This is a genomic window from Flavobacterium sp. (genome assembly GCF_040402895.1).
GTDB lineage: Bacteria > Bacteroidota > Bacteroidia > Flavobacteriales > Flavobacteriaceae > Flavobacterium.
Window position 1 is genome coordinate 1 of the sequence record NZ_JBBALR010000003.1, and the last position, 22,250, is coordinate 22,250.

The following is a 22,250-nucleotide window of genomic DNA, read 5'->3' on the forward strand; positions in this document are numbered from 1 at the left end:
GGAATGCTGTAAGCAAATGTTCCTGATGCTGTTGGTGTGCCACTAATAGTAATCGTATTTGATGCCCAAGAAGCGGTAACTCCTGCCGGTAGTCCTGTTGCGGTTCCAATACCTGTTGCTCCAGTTGTTGTATGCGTGATTGCTGTTAATGCCGTATTGATACAAAGTGTTGGTGTAGCAGTTGGTGCTGTTACTGTGTTGTTTGGTGTAACTGTGATGGTTCCTATAGCGTTTACGGTACTACATCCTCCTGTTAAGGGAATACTATAAGCAAATGTTCCCGATGCAGTTGGTGTACCACTAATGGTAATCGTATTGGCTGACCAAGAAGCAGTAACTCCTGCCGGTAGTCCTGTTGCGGTTCCAATACCTGTTGCTCCAGTTGTCGTATGTGTGATTGCTGTTAATGCTGTATTGATACAAAGTGTTGGTGTAGCAGAAGGCCCTGTTACTGTGTTGTTTGGTGTAACTGTGATGGTTCCTATAGCGCTTACGGTACCACATCCTCCTGTTAAGGGAATACTATAAGCGAATGTTCCCGAAGCCGTTGGTGTACCACTAATAGTAATTGTATTGGCTGCCCAAGAAGCGGTAACTCCTGCCGGTAGTCCTGTTGCGGTTCCAATACCTGTTGCTCCAGTTGTCGTGTGTGTGATTGCTGTTAATGCCGTATTGATACAAAGTGTTGGTGTAGCAGAAGGCGCTGTTACTGTATTAGCTGTAGTTACTGTAATAGTCCCTATTGCGTTTACGGTACTACATCCTCCTGTTAATGGGATTGTATAAGCAAATGTTCCCGATGCAGTTGGTGTACCACTAATAGTAATCGTATTGGTTGCCCAAGAAGCGGTAACTCCTGCTGGTAGTCCTGTTGCGATTCCAATACCTGTTGCTCCAGTTGTCGTGTGTGTGATTGCTGTTAATGCCGTATTGATACAAAGTGATGGTGTAGCAGTTGGTGCTGTTACCGACGTGTTAGCAGTGGTTACTATAATAGTACCTGTTGCGTTTACTGCACCACATCCTCCTGTTAATGGTATGGAATAATTAAAAGTACCTATCACAGAAGGACTTCCACTTATTGTAATCGTATTGGCTGCCCAAGAAGCGGTAACTCCTGCTGGAAGTCCTGTTGCCGTTCCAATACCTGTTGCTCCAGTTGTCGTATGTGTGATTGCTGGTAAAGCCGTATTGATACACAAAGTTGGTGAAGTAGAAGGCGCTGTTACTGTATTGTTATTAATATATGTAACCGTAAAAGTAGCATATTCTGGACATGCTGCAAATATATTAGTTACCTTAGCTACAATGGTTTGTGTTGTGCCAAGAGTAGCGATAAAAGTTGTAAATGGAATACTACTTGGATTCATTGCATCAGCCATTGAAAAATAATATTCAACATCATGAGTAGCAGTATCTAAACCAGCTAAAATACTATTGTTTTGTGTCGTTAAATTAACGTTTGGATTACAAACAACCATATTAGGTGGTGTTTGATTAATTGAAAAACCTGTAAAATATTCAACAACAATACAATCGGTTTGAGAACAAGCCCCACCACCCGTAACACTAGCACTTACACAATAAGTACCAGGTGAACTAACTGTTATAGAAGGTGCATCTATATTTAAATTAACTCCATTTCTTGTCCAAACAAAATCAAAATTAGCTGCACTTAATCCAGTACTTATGACTCTAGATTGACCTGGACAAATGGCTTGACCATTCGATACCAGCATATCTTGAGAATACGAACCACCGGTCCCTATAGGATAAGTCAAATTAGTTAGACCTATATTAAAACTTCCTCCTTCGATAAAGACTGCAGAATCAAAATCTGAATCAGTATAATCTCCAATAACCAATTTTATAGTATAATTATGATTTGGAATTACTGTTGCCGAAGCTGTCATCGGAACTGTATACCCTCGCATATTCATTACCGTATTAGAGGCAGGAGTGACATTGGGGGTATAGACTGAAAAATATGTTGGGTTTACAGAAGGACAATTTGCGTTAAAAGCATTATTTCTAATATTTGTAACAGATACTGGAGTTGTTGTTCCTGGAATTACAGCTAAATTTTGAGCTGGAGTAGTAACCCCAGGCGTAACATCGGTTAATATGAATGCAAAAACATCACTGTAGCCACATTGAAAAGCGCCATATTCATTTGAAGCAAAAATAAAATTAAAACTAAAATTATCTGTAAAAGGTGTAAAATTAAATTTTATAAATGAAGCGTCATTAATAGTTCCATTATTCCCGTTTGCAATATTAATTGCACGGAGTTCTACATCAGTTAAACCTGAACAAATCGTTGAATTATTTGAATCCGTATAATTTCCAGATGAATTTACTGCAGTACCAGATCTAATAATAACACCGTCTTGAAAAGGAAAATTTACTGGCGAACCTCCGAATGTGAATTTACCAATCCCACAGTTTCCTTGGGTAGTAAAATTACTAACTTGAGCGCAAGGGGAATCAATTAATACATTCTGAACTAACTGAGATACAGGAATGCCAGTATTAACGCTAATAGATTGTGAAAATAATATCCCACTAAAAAATAATAATAAAATTGAAATAGTAATTTTTTTCATGTTGTATATGTTGCAATTGTGTAAACAAAATTTTAATTTTCAAATATATAACTTTACTTTAATGAATGTTTATATCTTTGTAAAAAAATTGAAAAAAATGAGTAAAATATCCATAAAAAGCACAAATAATGAATCCATTATTAAATTTGAGTTGGAAGAAATTATCACTAGAAATCAAAATTTCGAATTTAAAAACATTGATGAAACAGCAAATTCACCTTTAGCGAAGCAATTGTTTTTTCTTCCGTTTGTAAAATCAGTATATATTTCAGGAAATTTTATTGCTATTGAAAAATTTTCTATTGTAGAATGGGAAGATGTACAGGAAGAAGTTGCACAACAAATTGAAGATTTTATAGCAAAAGGTGGTCAAATTATTATAGAAGAAACTAGCGTAAAAAAGAACCCAATTACTATTTATGCAGAATCTACACCAAACCCTGCTGTTACTAAGTTTGTTGCTAATAAAAAATTAACAAACACAGCCGTTGAATGCAAAAATATTGATGAAACTAAAGCATCACCTTTAGCTAAAGATTTATTCAGTTTTCCTTTTGTTAAAGAAGTTTTTATTGATGAAAATTACATTTCCATAACAAAATACGAGATCGCTGAATGGAATGACATTACGCAAGAATTGAGAACTTTTTTAAAACAATATTTAGAACAAACGGATTTAGTTGTTGACGAAAATTTAATTGAAAAAACAGATAATTTCAAAATAAAACAAGAAGAATTTTTTGATAATTTAGATGTTACCTCACAACAAATTATTAATATTTTAGAAGAATACATTAAACCCGCCGTTCAAAGTGACGGAGGAAATATTACTTTTAACTCGTATGACGAAAGTACAAATGTTGTAAAAGTGACACTTCAGGGAGCTTGTAGTGGTTGTCCGTCTTCTACATTTACCTTAAAAAACGGGATTGAAAACATGTTACGCGATATGTTAAAAAATAATTTAATTATAGTAGAAGCTATGAATGGCTAATTTTTTCTTACAATAAAAAAAGGGCTTTTTATATAATATAAAAAGCCCTTTTTAATGATGCCAATTTATTTTTTAGTATTCAAAACAAAATCTTTTAAATAATAAGGTTCAAAATAAGCCACATCTTCAAATAGGTTGTTTTGGAATTTTTGAAAGGAAATTTCACCCATTTCCGCAGCTGATGGAAATTCAATTTCTGGATAATATTGAAATTTGCTTCCTTTTAAAATTTCTTTAAATTTCAAAGCACCATCACCAATTAAGTGCAACGTTTCATTTAGATCTTGATACGAATTTTCATCGATTATTTCAGCTTCCGTTTCACGAATTTTAGTAAAATTACTATCAAAGAAAGCGCTGTATACTTCTAGTCTTCTTGCATCAATCATCGGTAAAATTATTCCTGACGATATCTGAATTTTTCTAGCCAAAATTTCTAAAGTATCCACAGCTAGTAATGGAATAGATAAAGCATAACACAAACCTTTTGCTGCAGAAACACCTATTCGTAAACCCGTGTACGAACCTGGTCCTTGACTTACAGCTATAGCTTTTACTTCTTGTAATGTTACATTTGTTTCTAAAAAAAGTTCCTCAATAAAAACATGTAATTTTTCAGCATGGGAAAAATTTTGTTCTGCCATTTCTCTTATTGCCAGCGTTTTTCCTTCTTTTGATAAAGCAACAGAGCAATTTTTTGTAGCGGTTTCTATATTCAGAATTAATGCCATTTTGATAGTAAATTTAATACACAAAGAAACAAAAAAAGACACAATTTCTTGTGCCTTTTTTAAAATCAAAATTTATTCTAACTAACTTTTTTGTTCTTTTGCTTTTTTATCTTGGTCAGATTTGGTTTCCAATCTAACTTTATCGTTTGGCAGTAAGTCTTTTGAAACTAGCGTATAAGGCCCAATAATAATTTCATCACCTTTTTTCAAACCTGATAAAATCTCAATATTTGTATCATCTTGAATGCCTGTTTTTACGACTCTAATTTTGGCTTTATCACCAACTTTCACAAAAACACATTCAAATTTAATATCTTTTTTTGGAGCTTTACCTTTTTTTTCTGCTTCTTCTTTTTCAATTTCAGCTACTATATCTTTTTTAGCAGATGTAGTATCATCTTTAATTACGATGGCACTAATTGGAACGGCTAAAACATCCGTACTCCTTTTTGTTTCGATATCAACAGTAGCAGTCATTCCTGGTCTAAAAGGGGAATAACTGATAGGCTTTCCTTCTAATAAGTCTTGATAAGATTCTTTTACTAATCGAACTTTTACTTTAAAATTTGTTACTTGATCAGCAGTTAAACCTGTAGTGGCGGAATTAGAAATGCTTGTGACTACACCATCAAATTTTCTTTTTAAATATGCATCTACTTCAATTTTTGCCGAATCGCCTATACTTACTTTTACAATATCATTTTCATTTACATCAACTTCAACTTCCATATTATTTAAGTTGGCAATACGCATCATCTCGGTTCCAGCCATTTGTTGTTGCCCTAAAACACGTTCTCCTAATTCAATATCTAATTTAGAAATGGTTCCATCGGCAGGAGCAAAAATGGTTGTTCTTTTCAAGTTATCACTTGCTTCAGTAACGTTTGCAGAAGCCGATTTCATTTGATAATATGCAGATTGTTTACTGGCAACTGCTACTTCAAAAGCAGAAACAATTCTGTCCCATTCAGCACGAGAAATCACGCCTTTATCATATAGTTTTTTATTTCTATCGTAATTGGCTTTTGCTTCTTTAACTTGAGCATCAGCTTGACTCACACCTGCTTTTGAAGTCGACAAAGATGCCACGGTTCGGTCTACTCCAGAAGTATAAATATCGGGATTGATTTTAACCAATAATTGTCCTTTTTTAACTTCCTGTCCTTCTTTTACATTTAAAGCAATTATTTCACCTGAAACTTCAGGCATAATTTTAATCTCAACTTCTGGTTGAATTTTTCCTGTAGCCGAAACGGTTTCAATAATTGTCATCGTTTCTGCTTTGGAAACTTCTACAATTTTACTGTCGTCGTTATTTCCAATTTTTCCTGTTTTTTTAAGAATAATTAATAGTACAATTACTGCAACTACACTTCCTAAAATGATAAATAATTTTTTTCTAGACATGGTTTTATTGTTTTTCTATAAGTGGAATTCCGAAATAAAATTCTAAAATTTTAATTCTAAAAATATAATCATATTTGGTTCTTAATACTTCTGATTGTGCATTTACAAAAGCCACTTGAGATTGGTTGTAATCGAAAACATTCATCATTCCAATTTCGTATCTGTCTTTAGCATATTGCATGGCTAATTCTCGCGCTTTAACAATTTGTAAGGCGGCTTCATAACTTTCTTTTGCAGCTTTTGTATCGGTATAGGCAGTATAAACATTACGCTCAACATCTAATTCTTGTTGATTTTTTGCCAATTGACTTTTCTCTAAAGCAATCTTAGTTCTAGCTACATTATTTCTTATAGCAAAACCATTAAAAATTGGAATATTTAACGATAATCCGAAATTCTGACCTTTATTGGTACTAAACTGATCAAACAAAGGTTTTGGACTTATTACGATCGGTTGACCGTTAACTATTTCAAAACCGTTTGAATTTGATGCTCTGGTATTAAACCCATAAAATGCTGATAAACTTGGCAAATAAGATCCTTTTGCAATAGAAATATCTTTCTCTGCGAGCGCTACATTTGTTTCTGCAATTTTTAATTCCGTTCTATTTTCTTTAGCTTTTGCAATTATAGCTTCTGGTGTTTCGTTTAAAATAGTTGATAGCATGGTTGGCATATCGTCTTCCGAAATATCAAAATTTTGAAAATCTTCAATTTGTAATAATTGCGCCAAACTTAATTTAGACAATAATAAAGTATTTTCTGCTACAATTACACGCTGATTTCCTGATGCCATTGTAGCTTGAATATCTAATAAATCTCCTTTTGGAACATTTCCAGCATCCACTAATTCAACCGTTCTGTTATATTGTTTTGTATTAAGTAACTTTTGTTGGGTTTGAACTTTTAAATTTTCTTTATTAAATAAAATCTGTAAGTAAGCATTGGCAACATTTAACGCAATATCTTCTTGCATTTTCGTTAACTGGTATTGTGAAGCAATGATTGCTAAATTGGCTTTACGTAACTGATTTACATTTTGCAATCCTTTAAAAATATCCACATTTGCATTTAAATTGGCAGACGTAAATTGTGTAGTTTGATTTTCTAATAAACCCGTAGTAATATTCTGATTTAATCCGATATTCCAGGAATGTGAAGTAGACGCAGACAAATTTGGCATGAAATTACCAATAGCGTCTTTTTTTGCAACTGAAGAAGTTTGCAAATCTAACTCAGATTGTTTTATGGTAATATTGTTTTGTATTGCATGATTAATACATTCTTTTAATGTCCATTTTTTTTCTTGGGCAAAAGATGTAACACATGCGAAAAATAAGATTAATATGAAATGTACTGACTTCATTTTATGAATTGTTTTACTATTTGACCAATATTTATAAAAAATGTTACACTTTAGAATTAAAATTTTACTTTTATACCTGAATTTATTTTGAAAAACAATCTTTAAGTATTTATTTATGTTTTCTTTATACATCTTTTTTCAAACTCATATATTATGAAAATAAAAAATTTACTTTTTGGAATAATAAATATTGCGCTAATTAGTTGTAGTACTTCTAAAAAAATAGAAGCTCTAAAACCAGAACCTAGTAACAATGCACCAATTGTTTATAGCAATAAAACATCACTAATTTCTATGCCGATGGAAGTAAGTCTAAAAGAAGTGGAATATCATTTAAATAAAAACGTAAAAGGATTAATTTATGCGGACACCATATTAAATGATGATAAAACAGAAATGAAAATTTGGAAAACTTCTGATATTAAATTGGCAGAAAAAAACGGTGAAATTGTTTCAGTAATTCCTTTAAAAATTTGGGCAAGAATAAAATACGGAACCGAATTTATGGGTCTAAACGACACTAGAGAAATTAATATAAGCGGCAACATAACCTTAAGTAGCAAAGCCAATTTTGCCAACTGGAAACTAAACACCACTTCAAAAATTGAAGATTTTGAATGGAGCGAAAGCCCAAGCATTTTAGTAGCAGGTAAAAATGTACCTATTACGTATATTATCAATCCAACTTTAGCAATATTTAAAGGAAAAATAGCTAAGATGATTGATGACGCAATAAATAAAAAGTGTGATTTTAAACCGCAAGTAATGCAAGTTCTTGAAACGCTTTCTACGCCATTTATGGCAAACGAAACGTATGAAACTTGGTTTAAATTGGTACCTAATGAAATGTATAGCACAAATGCTGTTTTGAGTAATTCTAAAATTACAATGAATTTAGGATTAAAATGTCAGATGCAAACCTTAATTGGACAAAAACCAAAAAGCGGATTTGACAAAACTAAAATCGTTTCTAAAGCGGTTGCTAAAATTCCATCCGATTTTAATGCTTCTGTAGCGGCTGTCTCTACTTATGAAAGTGCGAGTAGAATAATGACTAAAAATTTTATGGGGCAAGAATTTGGCTCAGGAAAAAGAAAAATCACAGTTCAAAAAGTAACCTTATGGTATAAAGATGGTAAAATGATTATTGCTTTGGATATGCTTGGATCAGTAAACGGAACCATTTATTTGGCTGGAATTCCAAAATACAATTCGGAAACGAAAGAAATTTATTTTGAAGAGATGGATTATGTTTTAAATACAAAAGGCATCTTAACGCGAACCGCAAACTGGTTGTTACAAGGTGTGATTTTGAATAAAATTAAAGAAAATTGCAAGTATTCTATTCAACCTAATTTAGAAGAAGGAAAGAAAAATATGTTACCTTTTTTATCTAATTATTCCCCAATGAAAGGGGTTTTTGTAAACGGAAAATTAAACGATTTTGTGTTTGAAAAAATGGAGCTTACCGAAAATGGAATAGTTGCATTTATCACTTCAACTGGCTCTATGAAAATTACAATTGATGGAATGGAATAGTTTTAGTTAAAATTATTCTAAAACTTCTTTCTTCTTTTGTTTTAATCGCCATACTGCGTAAAAAACACCCGCTACCAAAATATAGGGTATTGCCATTAAATAAACAATTCCATCATTTACACCTTCGGCAACAGATTTGTTCGCTTCGTTTTGTAAAGAAGCTCGGCACATGGCGCATTGACTTTGAGAAAGTAGAGAATAGAATAAAGAACACAGAACATAAATACTACGCTCCACTTCTATATTCTTTATTCTATATTCTATATTCTTAAATTTACTTAACATAATATGGAGCAATCATAATATAAACTATCACTCCTGTTACAGCTACATATAACCAAATTGGAAAGGTGATTTTAGCAATTTTTTTATGTTTATCAAAACGTTGTGACAAGGCTCGAACATAACTAATTAATACTAATGGAATAATAATTACTGAAAGCGAAATGTGTGTAACTAAGATAAATAAATAAATAATTCTTAAAAAACCAATAGCTGCTCTCTCAGATTCTTCTAATATTGAATTGTGATTTACATCTCCAAAAACGGCAGAAATTGAAGTCATATGATACGCCACATACATTAATAAAAAGGCCAAAGAACAAGCAATTGCCGTTTTCATTAAATTTTCATGTAATTTTCTTTTTCCGTTTTTAATCGCAAGTACAGCAATAATTAATAAAACGGCTGTAATTGCGTTAATAGTAGCATAGATTGGTGGTAAAAAGTTTAATGGTGCTACATCATAGCCCAATTTTCTTAAGTTAACTCCAAATAAAGCAGCTACTGCAATTGGAATAATAATAGATACCGCAGTAATTAGTTTGTTGTATTTTGTTTCGATGTTGTTTTCCATAATGTATATTTTTACTTTATTCTTTCAATAATAATTTGATATCTTCTTTTAAAGCATCAATACCTGATTGTTCTATGCCGTCGTAAAACAAAATTGGGTTGCCAAATTTATCTTTTCTACTTCTGATGTTTCCTTCTTTATCAATAAGCGCAAATTGTCCTGAATGACCAAAACCTCCTTGTGCTTTTGCATCTTTTCCTGCTTGAATATAAAAACCTTTATTGGCTAAATTCATAATATAATCAGAATTGCCACTTAAAAAATGCCAATTTGGATGTTTCACTCCTAACGTTTTGGCGTGTTCCTTTAAGAAAGCAGGTGTGTCATGTTCTGGATCAATAGTTATGGATGCGATTCCAAAATCTAAATTTCCATAAAATTCATCTTGAACTTGCACCAAATTTTTATTCATTACGGGACAAATTGTTAAGCAATTTGCAAAGAAAAATTCAACTACATAAACTTTACCTAAATATGATTTATCTGATATTTTCTTACCGTTTTGATCTATTAATTCAAAAGAAGGCACTTTTGTTAATTTTTCTAAACCACTATCTTTAAATCTTTCGGTTAACTCTTTTACTGTCCAAATTCCGAACAATAAAACAATAAATGATATTCCGATGTATGAGTTTTTTTTCATGAACTTGATTTTTTACTCTTGATTAAAAGGGGTTTACTTTTTAATTACTTCTTGTTCAATTTTATCTCTAAAATCATCTTTACGTTTGTTCTTTTTAAAAGCCAAACGGTATTCGCGAAGTAATATTTTTACATCATCCGACATTTCATTGTGTAATTCTGCAGCAGAAATAGTATTATAACATTCTCTATATTCAACTTTACCTTTAATTTTCTGACCTTTTCTTCCTCTTAAACTTTTTTCTTTATCTAAAATATACACAAAAGATGAACCTGTAAATTGATCCAGTTTGTTTTTAAATTTGAAGGTTTCATAATACGCTTCAATAGCTTCTGGTTTTCCGAAAAGAAAATGCCAACTTTTTAAATCATTAGAAAGTCTTCTAAACTCTAATAGTATGGCTTTAATTTTATATTGATTGCCGTCTGGTAAAATCATTACCATTTGAAAATCTTTAAAACCTTGGTATTTGTTGTAAATCTTTTGATTTAAGTTAAATAAATTGGCTTTTACTTCTTCAATATTACTTCCTGGAAACCCTAAAACAGTAATGTTTTTATCTAAAACCACTTTCTCTCCATTTAAAGAGACAAATTCACTTGAAAGTTCAGCATGATTTTTTGAAATAACCGGTAAAAATAAAGAATTATGCGAGGCTGTTGCGAAAAACATGTAAGCCACAATTGGCAATATGAAGAGTACAGTTAATACGATATATTTTTTCACTTCAGTAAAATTAACTATTGAGTTACAAAGATAAAAAAAATCCCGTTCCAATATGATTTGGAACGGGATTATTATAATTTATTTTATTAAAAAATCCATTTGTAATGTGAGTTTTTAAATACTTCAAAAATATAATCTGCTTCTACTAAAATAATGAAACATAAATATAAAATTAAAAATACTAGCGGTGCTACTACAGACCAGCGCAAACTTTTCTTTTCGCCTTCTAAGTGCATAAATGCCCACATAATATAGTATGCTTTTACGATTGTTAAAATAATAAACAACCAATTTAATAAACTCATACTTATGAATGTTCCTAAAAACAAAGACTCTGGTTTTGTAATACCAAAGTAAACTTCAACAGTTGTAATTACAGATAAGATTCCGAAAACAGTCCAGATTCTTTTCAAATTAGATTCGTGTGCGTGTGCCATAATATTTTCTTTTTACTAAAAATTAAACTAAATAGAAGAATGTAAATACAAACACCCATACTAAATCGACAAAGTGCCAATATAAACCAACTTTCTCCACCATTTCATAACTTTTTCTTTTTTCATAAGTACCTAATAATACGTTAAAGAAAACTAAGATATTTAACATTACACCAGAGAATACGTGGAATCCGTGGAAACCTGTAATGAAAAAGAAAAAATCAGCGAATAATTTATGACCGTACTCGTTTCTTATTAAACTTGCACCTTCTACTACTAAAATTGCATCTTTTAATCTAGACTCAGATTCAGCACGAGAAAGTACTGTTTTTTCTTTTTTCTTTGTAATGAATTCTGTTCTAACCAAAATTTCAGGATGTGCTTTAAATCCAGCCATTACTTCGTCAACTGAGTATTGTGGTAGTTCGTGGGCATCTTCCATAAACCAAACCCCTTTATCTCTTGTTAATTGCTCTCTTTCTTCAGGTAAAGTAGCAGCAAATTCTTCTAATTTAACTCTTTTGTACCCTGTTTTTTCAGATTTATCTACTTTCACAAATTGTAAAATAGAACCTCCAGCAGTTTCTACTGCGCCATACTCACCTTTAATGAAGTTTTTCCATTCCCAAGCTTGAGAGCCTAAGAACATAAAACCACCAATTACTGTAAGTAACATATAAACAGCCACTTTTGTTTTTTGTAATTTGTGACCCGCATCAACAGCGATAACCATCGTAACTGATGAAAAAATAAGGATAAACGTCATCAATGCCACATAGTACATTGGTGCGTTTACACCGTGTAAGAATGGAAAGTGCGTAAATACCTCATCGGCAATTGGCCAAGTTTCGATAAATTTAAATCTAGAAAATCCGTAAGCAGCGATAAAACCTGAAAAAGTTAAAGCATCTGATACGATGAAAAACCACATCATCATTTTACCATAAGTGGCTCCCATTGGTCCTGGACCTCCGTCTAAAGCGTGTTCATTATTAACCGTAGCGCTCATATAATAGTTAGTATTAAAAAGTTTTCAAATTTATTGATTTTTTTCTATTTGAAAAAATAGAAAAATAAAAACAAGTAAACCCAAATAAAATCCATAAAGTGCCAATAGATGCCACTTAGCTCAATACCAAGGCATTGCGAAGAATTGTATTTTTGTTTATAATGATTATAAATTACATAAATTAATGAAATTATTCCTCCAAACAAGTGTGCTACATGTACAAACACAAAAGCATACAAAAAAGAGACCGTTACTTTACTTGAAGAACCAAAAGGGACTAATCCTTGATTGAACAACAAATCAAATCCTTTAAATTGAAGAAACACAAATGACATTCCCAATGCTAAAGTTAGTAATAAATATACTTTTGTTAAAGAATGGTTATTTGATTTAATAGCACTTTTCGCCAAATAAAAAGTAATACTGCTTATTAGCAATATTATTGTACTGTAAGTAAATGTATCTGGAATTACTAATTCTTTCAACCAATCCGGGCGTTGTTTACTCACCACAAATGCACTGGTTAATCCTGCAAAAATCATGATTATGCTTATCATTGCAAAATACAATAGCATTTTATAGGTTTTTGCTTTTTTATTGTAAGCTTCTTGATCTGAACTACTTTTCATTTTTATTTTTTAAAAAACATAGAAAAATCTATATTAAAATTCATTTCTTTTTATTTTACAAATTTATCAATTACGTAAATAATTTGCAACAAAGTTATGTAAGTTACACTTACTAACATCAATTTTTTAGCAGTTTTTGTTTCTTTATTTCTATATAATTGAATGGCATAAAATAGCATCCAACAACCCAACAAAAAAACGATAACTGCTGCTACTACAGACAATTGCAATTCCCCAGTAAAACCAAATACTGGCAAAATAGATGCGACTAGTAACCAAAAGGTGTATAAAATAATTTGAATTACAGTTTTATTATCCCGTTTTCCTGTAGGCAACATAAAAAAACCTGCTTTTTCGTAGTCTTCAAATAGAAACCAGCCAATGGCCCAAAAATGTGGAAATTGCCAAAAAAACTGAATTAAAAATAAGGTTCCTGCTTCTATCCCAAAACTACCTGTTGCAGCTACCCAACCTAACATAAAAGGAATAGCTCCTGGAAAAGCACCAACAAAAACAGACAATGGCGTAAGTGTTTTTAAAGGAGTGTACAAACTAACGTACATAAATATTGAAATAGCACCAAACATCGCCGTTTTTGGGTTGATAAAATACAATACCACTAAACCAATACACGTTAATACAAATCCTAGAGTCAATGCATTATTTACCGAAATTCGACCTGAAGGAACAGGACGGTTTTTAGTTCTATCCATTTTCGCATCCAAATCTTTTTCAATAACTTGATTGAAAATGTTTGATGCCCCAACCATGCAATATCCACCAATTGCTAACAAGACTAAAGTGACAACACTAAAAGGATGTTGAGCTGAGAAACCTAATAAATACCCAACAATAGAAGAAAAAACTACACTTATTGCTAAGCCAGCTTTGGTAATTTCTTTAAAATCTAAAAAAATTGATTTGACGCTTAATGGAGTTGTTTTCAAAAACTGAATTTTTATCGAATGCAAAGATAGTAAGAAGATTTTGGTTTTTGCAATACTTATAGTGCAAATTCAAAATAATAAACTAATAAAAAATAACGATTGAATATTTAATTACTTTACCTAAATAAATTACCCATCTATAATGGATTTTCATAGAAAGATTCAACTCTTTTTATGCTTACTATTCAAATCAATGGCTACATATAAATTAACTTTCTCCATAAGAATAGTATTTGTTAGGCTAATGAAAAAATATTGAAATTAAGTAGAGTTTGCTACTACTAAAATCATTTATTAAACAAAAAACATCTCCGTTAAAGGGAGATGTTTTTGTTTTGTACTGCAAAATAGTTTTTTACTAAGAAAAAGCTAGAGATTGCGCCTAAGGAGTTTGCTACGATGTCATACCAATCAAATGTTCTTTTTGGTGTACAATATTTCTGTAAAAATTCAATACCAATTCCAAGAAATATTGCTAATACAACCACTATTAAAAAGCGATACATCGAAGTTCTCTTCATTCCTTTTATCCATAAAAAAACTAAAACAAAATAAAATACAAAATGTATTATTTTATCAATGTTTTTAATAGAAATTGTTGGGAGGTTAGACACATCGTTTAAACACAAATAAATAATTAAAAGTGTCCAAAAAAATGCTATTATTTTATATAAATTATGCCCCAATAAGTGCCGCGTAATCTTCACTTGAAAGTAATTGTGCTACTTCAGAAGCATCAGAAATTTTAACTTTTACCATCCAACCAGCTCCATACGAGTCAGAATTTACAGCTTCTGGATTACTTTCTAAATCATCATTAAATGCTATAATTTCTCCACTTAATGGCAAAAATAAATCGGATACGGTTTTAACTGCTTCCACAGTTCCGAAAACTTCATCTTTAGCTAATGTTTGATCTAAAGTTTCTACTTCAACATAAACAATATCACCTAATTCTTTCTGAGCAAAATCAGTAATTCCTACTGTAGCTATTTCTCCATCAATTGAAACCCACTCGTGGTCTTTTGTATATTTTAAATTCGCTGGTATATTCATTTTTATTGTGTTTTATTTTTTTACAAATGTAAATTATATTCTTTAAAGTCGCAAGTGATAATGTCAAAAGTCATACTGCTTTTCGATTTACATTATTGCATTTTATTAAGACTTTCAGAAATTCGAATTACTATTAATTTCCAAAATTATATCGTAACGTAAACCCGGAACGAATATTAGTAAGTGGAAATGCGGTAGAAATAACTGCTTTAGAAAATTGATGATCGTAAAAGAAAATAGCAGTGAAATTCTTGCTGAAAGAATAATCTGCTGTTAATTTAAATGACCAAATATTCTGTCCCCCACCTAATTGATTGTTGTTATAGTCTAAATAGCGAACAATTGTCATGTTTTTACGTAATGTGAAATCGGCTTTTAGATTAATATCACTTTTGATTACTCCTTGAGCATTGTCAGCTAATTTGGAGTTAATTTGAACGCCTTTTATTCTGTATCCTAAACGAACGGTATAATCATCTCCTTGCACTTCGGTAAGTAAGTTGTTATCAAAACTCATGTTTAAACTTCTGTCTTTTTTAACTTCAGCCATCACATTAAATGAATTTTTCAATTCAAAACTCACGTTAATTAACGGGTTAAATTGTTCTGTTAAATTGACATTTGAAGTGATTACCTCTGGAAACAAATTGCCATTTGTATCGGTCGGACTTGGATTTAAATTACTTCTGTAAGCATTTACACTATAGCTAGAACGGTATCCATGTTGTAACGAGAACTTTTTAAAGTTATCTTTAAACCAAGTCATCTTCATAAATCCCGTGTATTTTAAAGTCCAGTTTGGTAACGGAAAATTAGAAAACAAACCGGTTTGAACCTTAGCCGTTTGCACACCAGTATAAGCGGATAAAAAGGCAGGTACTAAAACACGCTGGCTATTTTTTCCAAATCCGGTAGGATATCCGTCTAAATCTCTAGGAAAACTTGCAGTTCCATAATAGGCTTCTGCCAAACGATCCGCAATTGCAAAACGGTTTTTACGAAATCTTTCAAATATTTCGGATTCATTTTCATCACTTGTTTTGAAAGCCGTTTTAATCATTACTGTTGAAATGCTGAAATTTCCAGTATTAAAAGGCGCTCTAGATTGGTAAATTCCGCCAACCGCATCATATTGTTCTGAATAATTCTCAGTAATATTTCTTTCTGCGTTAATATCTATTCCTAAGTCGGGAATTAACTCAACTCTAGCGGTATAATCTAATTTTTTAGATTTAATTTGAGAAAAACTCTGGTTAAATTCGGGATAACTGGTTAGATAACCCATTTTTGCTGCTTCATATCTTATATCGGATTGATCGCCAAAAACAAAGCCTAAAGTTGGTTTAGAACTTCCGAAAAAACCTAAACCTGGCAAATAACCTGGCAGTAAAGTACCGCCAGATTCGGAATAATTTACTTGAATGTTCTTAATAGAAGTTAATACTCCAATACCAAATTTTGCAAATGCATTTCTTTCTTCGGTTTGCGGCTGGGTTGGTACTGGGTTCGTTACTTTTTCACCTGGTTTCGGCGGTGCCTTTTTAATAAGTGCAGCCTGTTTTTTTTGTTTTTTTGAAGTTAAGCCAATATATTTATAAAACATATTCATATCTAATCCCGCATTTATTTTGTGAGAATTAGCATTCTGAATGGTGTTTCCTAATTGATAGGTTGTTCCGTCTAAGGCTTGAAAAGTTGAAAATGCATCCGATGCGCGTTGCCAGCTGTAGTTACCCGTGTATACATAAGAAGACTTAACAAAGCTTAACGCCGGAATTTTATTTATTGGTAAATCGTAATTAGCGGTTATTTGTTGGTTATGCGTATTTGCTGTACCAAAATTCCAATAATCATTCCAAATATCTAATTCGTTAATTGGGTTATTTTGTGTGTCAAAATAATTTCTCACGATATTATTATTCGCAGCTGTATAATTTAATTTTAACGATTTTGTGATTGGAAAATTCACACCATATTGATAATTGAAAAAATAATTTCTTCTATATAAAGGGTCTAATCCAATACCTTGTACATCAATTAATCTGAATTGTTGACGATTAAATTGTCTGGTAATATTTGAACTAAACGTAACGTTACTTGGTAAAAAATTAAAATTAAAATCGCTTATGGCTTTATAATATCCATTTTTACTAAAAAATTTATTCTTCTTGAAAGGCTCAATAGATTTTGCTTTAAATGAATACGCGTAATCTAAAGAAGTTTTTTGTTGTTGATCTACCAAATTTTGAACTTGGAAATCGTGATGTAACATTTCGTTAAAAGAATAAGAAAGCGTGATATTTTCTACATCATAAAAATGTTGTTTTTGTTTGTCGTCTCTTTCTTTTTTTACACCAATAAAATTAACACTTGTTCTTTTTGTATAGTCAATAGCACGATTCTGAATTTCTGCTTTTTTATCTTGATTTGATTCTGCAGCAATTACTTCTTTTAATTCTAAATCTTGATATAAAGGGTCAAACTTTGGTGTAATTATTTGCTCGCCTACTGCATAATTAAATGGTAAGTTTAGTTTCCATTTTTTCGGTAAAATTTGTCCTACATTAAAGTTAGATACTATATCGTATTGCTTAACATCTTCTCGACTTCTTTCATTTGGTCCTTGCTCTAAAGCGCCAAAACCAATGGTGCTTATACGACCCGTTGCTGAAAAAGTGGCAAAATCGGCCAAATTCGTATCTAAGTTAGCTACTGCGGCATAACCCCCTTTGTTATCCATTTCAGACATGCGTAATTCGTTAAACCAAACTTCTCCTCTTAAAGGACCTGTAGCAGTAGGGTTTGGATTTTTTACCCCAATCATTAATGTTCTAACTTGCCCAAAATTTGGATTTCCTTTAATACCGATATTTAATCTACTTTTTGAGGAACCTAAAGCACTTTCATTTAAAAAAGCAATTCCATTAACATCTGGAACTAAAGAACCATCTGCGGCTATATTTAAACTTTTAATTTTAGATAGTAAGGCCAAAGGCAATTCAATTTCGTTATCTGCTAACCAAACATCTTCTGCAGTTCTGGCACTCAGAGAACTTACTCGTAAAGGCATTTCAATTTGATAAAAGTTATCTGTAAAATCGTTTCCTAAACGAATGAAGGCAACTAATTCATCGTCTTTCAAGTCCGTTCCAGTAGCTAAATCAGATTTCAAAGGTTCGGCATGTAAAAACATACGTAGTTTTTTGTACTGACGCATATCGACATTTACATTTTTAAAAACGGCTCTGGAATCATTTTCTTCTAATCCTCCTAAACCTACATTTGCAGGGTCTTTTTTATATACTCTTAATGACAAAGACTGTTCATTTTGATTAATAACCGTATTGTTATTATACAATTGCTCTCTATCTACTCCAGGAGGAGCTACATAAGGTATAGGACTTCTATTTGCGTTTTCTTGAACATTTACTGCAACAACATCAAAACCTGTATCGTCATTAGACACATCGGCATCTAAGGCATCTAAGGTATATACAAATCGTCTCCATTCCCCTCTAACTAAATCTAATGATCCTAAACGAAGTGTTACTTCATCATTAAAGCCAGATAAAAACATTCTCATAAAACGAATGGCTCTGAAGTCAGAAATTGGACCCTCAATATTTGCAGCAGTGGCTTCTAAGATTGGAATTTTATATTGTACCCATCGAACTGGAATGGCATTCCCATTTGGTACAGTCCCCGTAGTAGTTAAAACATCCGAAACATAATTTTGTCCTACAACTGGATTGGGTGAAACTTGAATATTAAACTTATAATACGCATTTATGGTATTCATGGTATTATCTCTATTTAAATCTTCTACATCTGGTACAGTAGAATTTCCTCTATTGGTATCTGTTACAGTAATTGGCGAATTTCCTTCTATTCCGTTATAATTTTTATAGCGATCTAAAATAGTTCCTGTAGTATTTAAATAATATTGATAATTATCTGCTGAAGCATCAGCAAAAGCAGCAAAAGCTGGATGTTTAATTTTTTCTTCCGCATCATTTAATCCATTTAATCCTACGTCCTGAACCCCTCTATTGGCCTCATTGGAATCAAAAGCATAAATTAAAGATTGAGATGCTGGCACTTTACCCCAGTTAGTAGAATAAGTAGGTTGAGAACCACCATTTTCTGGCAACCCATTTTCGTATAATTTTCTACCGTCTTTTAAAATATCTTCACTAATTTCTCCTAAATTTAAGGTTAATGTTCCTGTATTGGAAGGATCAGTAACATCTGTAGTAGAACCAAAATAGGGATCCATCATCCAAAATTGTACATATTCTACATTGGATTGCTCAAAATTTGTAGTATTAATGGCTCGCATAATTCCTCCCCAATTATTTTGAGCATCTGTAGCAGAAAATTGGTTATTTGTTGCCGCCACTGGGTTGTAATTGTATGGTCCACGCTCTCTTGGATAATACGTTAAATCTAATGTATTGATAACATTAGTTTGTCCTTGAGGAATATCAATATTTGGGAATAATTCTTGACTAAAAATTCTTCTGGTTTTATTGGTAGAAATATCGTTGTCATCAATTCCTGCAGGTTTATCTACATAAAAAACTGGATCAATATTATACCAAGAAAGTTTAGCTCTTTTGTATCCATATACGCGATCATCTTCATTTAATTCACCTCCAAAACCTATTGGCGTACTTGCTAAGGACCAAGCCAATGGCGATTTTAAATCAATATTAGATTGAGAGCCTTCAAAATCATCTATATACGAAGTTGGTTCTCCATTAAAATCTGCTGCTTTTGGTGCATTTGGAAATAAATAAGCAAATTCACCTCTGAAAGACACATTGGAAGGCGCTTCTGTTTCAATGTTTGGTAATTTATTTACTAACCTTGTTAAAAAGGGAACTTCCGTTGAAAAATTTGTATTGATACCCACTATGGTATTGTTTACAGATTCTTGATTGTAATCGGCTTTTTGAGTGAAAGGTCTTTCTGTCATTTTAAGAAAGGTACCACCAATTAAAAATTTCTCATTAAATTTATGTTCTACATTTAAACCATAAAATCGTTTGGTTTGTTGTCCAAAAACCGAATTATTTTCTAATGACACATTTATGGGTGTATTAGAAGCCATTAAAGATGGGTCTAGAATTTGTACTCTACCGGCTTGATAATTAACGGTATAATCTACCCCTTCTACTAAAACTCTTCCGCCTGCAGTAACCACAACGCTTCCTTGCGGCACATTAAAAGCGCCTAAAGAAATACCATCGCCTGCAGAAGATTTAAAACTTCCTTTTAATTTGAATTTGTTTTTTGAGCTTTCTTGTAAAGCAGCAGCTTGTGTAGATTTGTATAAGGTTCTGAAAACGTATTTGGCTTGATTAGAGTTGTAGGAAAGTGGTGTGTCATAATCTTCCGTTAACGTCGATACATCTAATTTATTAAATAAGTGTTTACCAAAAGGTTCTACGGTTGTGAAAATAATTCTTCCGTATTGAGAATCTACTGTAATCCCTGGATAAAAATCAAAAAATCCATCACCATTTGGCTGTGGGTCATTCGTAAAGTTTAACTTATCTAAATTAAATACTTTCAACAAAGGTGTGTTGGCAACATTTGAAGGAAGCGCATCAATTCCTGCTTGTGTAATATAATTTAAAGGTGAAGGATCTTGGTATAAAATATTAAATTTAAAATCTTGTTGTTGCAATTGATTTCCCCCTGGAATTTGATAGATGTTTTTCATCATTAAATCCCAACTTGGCTCACTTACATTAATTAAACTTCCTTTTAACATTTTTAATAGTAAGGCTTGCGTGGTAGGTACACCCGCCGGATCAACCGTTGTAGATTCTAAACCATCATTTGCAAATTCCCCTACTTGATATACGTCGCCTCCAATGGTGTATTGATATGCCACAGCCAAAACCTCATCATTTTGTAATTTTTGATTTAAGGAAATGTATCCTAACTGCGGGTGAAATGTATATTCTGTAGTAGCTAATTTTCTAGCGTTTTCTAATTTTGAATAATCTATTCCTTCCGAAAAAGTACTTGTTGTATTGGCTACTAAATTAAAACCTGTTGACGCGGTTGCGATTTCTCTAATTGCAGGTGTCAAAAAACTACCTGATTGTCCAATTGTAGCTGGATTGAACTTATTGTTTTTATTATCCGTTGGCGAATCAATTGGTTCATTAAAAAATGTTGGATTTAGAGTTAAATCGGTACCTACCACTTCGTTATCTGGATTAGAAGTTAATCGGGATTCTCCTAAATCTTGTAAAGCAATTACATTTCTTAAATTATTATCTGTAGTAGCAACTCTGTTTTGCTTATTAGTAATCCAAACTTCAATTCTGGTAATCTTTGCACGAGAATCAATTACTGGATAATTTCTTAAAGCGTTATCATAATTATTTCTGAAATATTGTGATAAGAAATAATGCTTATCAGAATCATAATCTAAGGCAAAAAAATCAAATTCTTGAATGGTTCCTCCTCCTTGAGTTGTTATAGATTTTGATTGCGATTTTTGTTCTGAAAATACCCCTGTAAAAGTAGTTTTACCAAATTGAAATTGCGCTTTTACACCAAATAAACTTTGTGCCCCTCGGATTAAAGAATTTGAAATTGGGAAACTCACATTACCAACTTCTATTTTTTGTAAAATATCGTCTTCCGTTGGAGAATAATCCAATTTTATTAAGTTTTGAAAAGCAAAGGTCGATTGGGTATCATAGTTAATATTTACACTCAATCTTGTCCCTACTTTTCCTTGTAAACCCATTGAAATACGTTGATTAAAATCAAAAGCAGTAGTTTTTCTATTTCTGGGTGAAAAAGCAGGATTGTCTTGTTTGGTAAATCGGATTCCTAAATCTACTTCAACAGAACCGCTTGGTTTTACATCAATAGTATTGCCACCAAAAATGGCTTCAAAAAATTTATTATTTACATAAAATCGTGGTAATAAATTTTTTCTTGCTTCTTCAGAACCTTCTCTTTTTCCATCCACTGCATTTTGTTTGTCTTGGAAATACTTTCTCATGGTTTCTTTTAAAACCAATTTTTCGTATTCTTGAGGAGTTAAAATTAAAGGATAATTAATATTAAAACCATCTATAGAAGCCGTATAAATGTATTTATTAGCAACAGGATCATAGGTATAACCATCAATAATACTTTTAGGATTAGGTAAAGAAATTTGACCTAAACTATATCCTGTTTTTGTTGAATCTTGAACCTTAACTGGAGTTGTTTGTGCAAAATTATACTCACTTATAAACATCATAACTATTACGATGCTTATTTTTGAAACT

At 31.9% G+C, this 22,250-nt stretch carries 17 protein-coding genes; 2 read left to right on the forward strand and 15 right to left on the reverse strand.

What is annotated here, in order from left to right:
* Positions 1-2,606: choice-of-anchor L domain-containing protein (locus ABWP60_RS04055; protein ID WP_353148889.1), on the reverse strand; the 2,606-nt coding region annotated here is incomplete at its 3' end.
* 97 nt (positions 2,607-2,703) lie between these two features.
* On the opposite strand from ABWP60_RS04055, the gene ABWP60_RS04060 reads away from it, so the two are divergent.
* Positions 2,704-3,600, forward strand: a complete 897-nt coding sequence (locus ABWP60_RS04060; protein ID WP_353148891.1) for a NifU family protein — start codon at positions 2,704-2,706, stop codon at positions 3,598-3,600.
* Positions 3,601-3,665: 65 nt separating this feature from the next.
* Here the strand turns inward: ABWP60_RS04060 and tsaB are convergent, their stop codons facing one another.
* From tsaB to ABWP60_RS04075, 3 genes are all read right to left on the reverse strand, one after another.
* A complete protein-coding gene (tsaB, locus tag ABWP60_RS04065) occupies positions 3,666-4,331 on the reverse strand; it encodes a tRNA (adenosine(37)-N6)-threonylcarbamoyltransferase complex dimerization subunit type 1 TsaB (RefSeq protein WP_353148894.1) in 666 nt (221 codons plus the stop codon).
* A gap of 81 nt (positions 4,332-4,412) precedes the next feature.
* A complete protein-coding gene (locus ABWP60_RS04070) occupies positions 4,413-5,738 on the reverse strand; it encodes an efflux RND transporter periplasmic adaptor subunit (protein WP_353148896.1) in 1,326 nt (441 codons plus the stop codon).
* Positions 5,739-5,742: 4 nt separating this feature from the next.
* Positions 5,743-7,104 carry a TolC family protein gene (locus ABWP60_RS04075; RefSeq protein ID WP_353148899.1) on the reverse strand — a complete coding sequence of 454 codons (1,362 nt, stop codon included), beginning with the start codon at positions 7,102-7,104 and terminating at the stop codon, positions 5,743-5,745.
* Between the two features lie 153 nt (positions 7,105-7,257).
* On the opposite strand from ABWP60_RS04075, the gene ABWP60_RS04080 reads away from it, so the two are divergent.
* Positions 7,258-8,643, forward strand: coding sequence for a DUF4403 family protein (locus tag ABWP60_RS04080; RefSeq protein WP_353148902.1), 1,386 nt, complete (start codon positions 7,258-7,260; stop codon positions 8,641-8,643).
* A gap of 12 nt (positions 8,644-8,655) precedes the next feature.
* Here the strand turns inward: ABWP60_RS04080 and ABWP60_RS09575 are convergent, their stop codons facing one another.
* From ABWP60_RS09575 to sov, 11 genes are all read right to left on the reverse strand, one after another.
* On the reverse strand, positions 8,656-8,928 hold the full coding sequence (locus ABWP60_RS09575) for a CAMCR motif-containing small membrane protein (protein WP_502904806.1): 273 nt from the start codon (positions 8,926-8,928) through the stop codon (positions 8,656-8,658).
* The gene (locus tag ABWP60_RS04090; RefSeq protein ID WP_353148907.1) at positions 8,918-9,499 is read right to left on the reverse strand and encodes a DUF420 domain-containing protein; all 582 of its coding nucleotides are present in this window, start codon (positions 9,497-9,499) and stop codon (positions 8,918-8,920) included. The genes ABWP60_RS09575 and ABWP60_RS04090 overlap by 11 nt, the downstream gene beginning before the upstream one ends.
* Before the next feature lie 16 nt (positions 9,500-9,515).
* Positions 9,516-10,142, reverse strand: coding sequence for an SCO family protein (locus ABWP60_RS04095; protein ID WP_353148910.1), 627 nt, complete (start codon positions 10,140-10,142; stop codon positions 9,516-9,518).
* 33 nt (positions 10,143-10,175) lie between these two features.
* Positions 10,176-10,868: a hypothetical protein gene (locus tag ABWP60_RS04100; protein ID WP_353148912.1), complete on the reverse strand. Its 693-nt coding sequence runs from the start codon at positions 10,866-10,868 to the stop codon at positions 10,176-10,178.
* A gap of 86 nt (positions 10,869-10,954) precedes the next feature.
* On the reverse strand, positions 10,955-11,305 hold the full coding sequence (locus ABWP60_RS04105) for a cytochrome C oxidase subunit IV family protein (protein WP_353148915.1): 351 nt from the start codon (positions 11,303-11,305) through the stop codon (positions 10,955-10,957).
* A gap of 22 nt (positions 11,306-11,327) precedes the next feature.
* Positions 11,328-12,314, reverse strand: coding sequence for a cytochrome c oxidase subunit 3 (locus ABWP60_RS04110; protein ID WP_353148918.1), 987 nt, complete (start codon positions 12,312-12,314; stop codon positions 11,328-11,330).
* 44 nt (positions 12,315-12,358) lie between these two features.
* Positions 12,359-12,943: a cytochrome c oxidase subunit 3 gene (locus ABWP60_RS04115; RefSeq protein WP_353148921.1), complete on the reverse strand. Its 585-nt coding sequence runs from the start codon at positions 12,941-12,943 to the stop codon at positions 12,359-12,361.
* 50 nt (positions 12,944-12,993) lie between these two features.
* Positions 12,994-13,890 (reverse strand): heme o synthase, encoded by an 897-nt coding sequence (gene cyoE, locus ABWP60_RS04120; RefSeq protein WP_502904807.1) that lies wholly within the window; start codon positions 13,888-13,890, stop codon positions 12,994-12,996.
* 314 nt (positions 13,891-14,204) lie between these two features.
* Positions 14,205-14,597: a VanZ family protein gene (locus tag ABWP60_RS04125; RefSeq protein ID WP_353148924.1), complete on the reverse strand. Its 393-nt coding sequence runs from the start codon at positions 14,595-14,597 to the stop codon at positions 14,205-14,207.
* Complete coding sequence (gene gcvH / locus ABWP60_RS04130) at positions 14,566-14,946, reverse strand: glycine cleavage system protein GcvH (protein WP_353148927.1); 381 nt, start codon at positions 14,944-14,946, stop codon at positions 14,566-14,568. The genes ABWP60_RS04125 and gcvH overlap by 32 nt, the downstream gene beginning before the upstream one ends.
* Positions 14,947-15,079: 133 nt before the next feature.
* Complete coding sequence (gene sov, locus ABWP60_RS04135) at positions 15,080-22,222, reverse strand: T9SS outer membrane translocon Sov/SprA (protein WP_353148930.1); 7,143 nt, start codon at positions 22,220-22,222, stop codon at positions 15,080-15,082.
* Between the last annotated feature and the right edge of the window lie 28 nt (positions 22,223-22,250).

Coding starts and splice junctions, on each gene's coding strand:
- ABWP60_RS04095 (WP_353148910.1), bottom strand. CDS start 10,142: ATGAAAAAAAACTCATACATCGGAATATCATTTATTGTTTTATTGTTC.
- ABWP60_RS04090 (WP_353148907.1), bottom strand. CDS start 9,499: ATGGAAAACAACATCGAAACAAAATACAACAAACTAATTACTGCGGTA.
- ABWP60_RS09575 (WP_502904806.1), bottom strand. CDS start 8,928: ATGTTAAGTAAATTTAAGAATATAGAATATAGAATAAAGAATATAGAA.
- ABWP60_RS04070 (WP_353148896.1), bottom strand. CDS start 5,738: ATGTCTAGAAAAAAATTATTTATCATTTTAGGAAGTGTAGTTGCAGTA.
- gcvH (WP_353148927.1), bottom strand. CDS start 14,946: ATGAATATACCAGCGAATTTAAAATATACAAAAGACCACGAGTGGGTT.
- ABWP60_RS04080 (WP_353148902.1), top strand. CDS start 7,258: ATGAAAATAAAAAATTTACTTTTTGGAATAATAAATATTGCGCTAATT.
- tsaB (WP_353148894.1), bottom strand. CDS start 4,331: ATGGCATTAATTCTGAATATAGAAACCGCTACAAAAAATTGCTCTGTT.
- ABWP60_RS04060 (WP_353148891.1), top strand. CDS start 2,704: ATGAGTAAAATATCCATAAAAAGCACAAATAATGAATCCATTATTAAA.
- sov (WP_353148930.1), bottom strand. CDS start 22,222: ATGATGTTTATAAGTGAGTATAATTTTGCACAAACAACTCCAGTTAAG.
- ABWP60_RS04075 (WP_353148899.1), bottom strand. CDS start 7,104: ATGAAGTCAGTACATTTCATATTAATCTTATTTTTCGCATGTGTTACA.
- ABWP60_RS04105 (WP_353148915.1), bottom strand. CDS start 11,305: ATGGCACACGCACACGAATCTAATTTGAAAAGAATCTGGACTGTTTTC.
- ABWP60_RS04110 (WP_353148918.1), bottom strand. CDS start 12,314: ATGAGCGCTACGGTTAATAATGAACACGCTTTAGACGGAGGTCCAGGA.
- ABWP60_RS04115 (WP_353148921.1), bottom strand. CDS start 12,943: ATGAAAAGTAGTTCAGATCAAGAAGCTTACAATAAAAAAGCAAAAACC.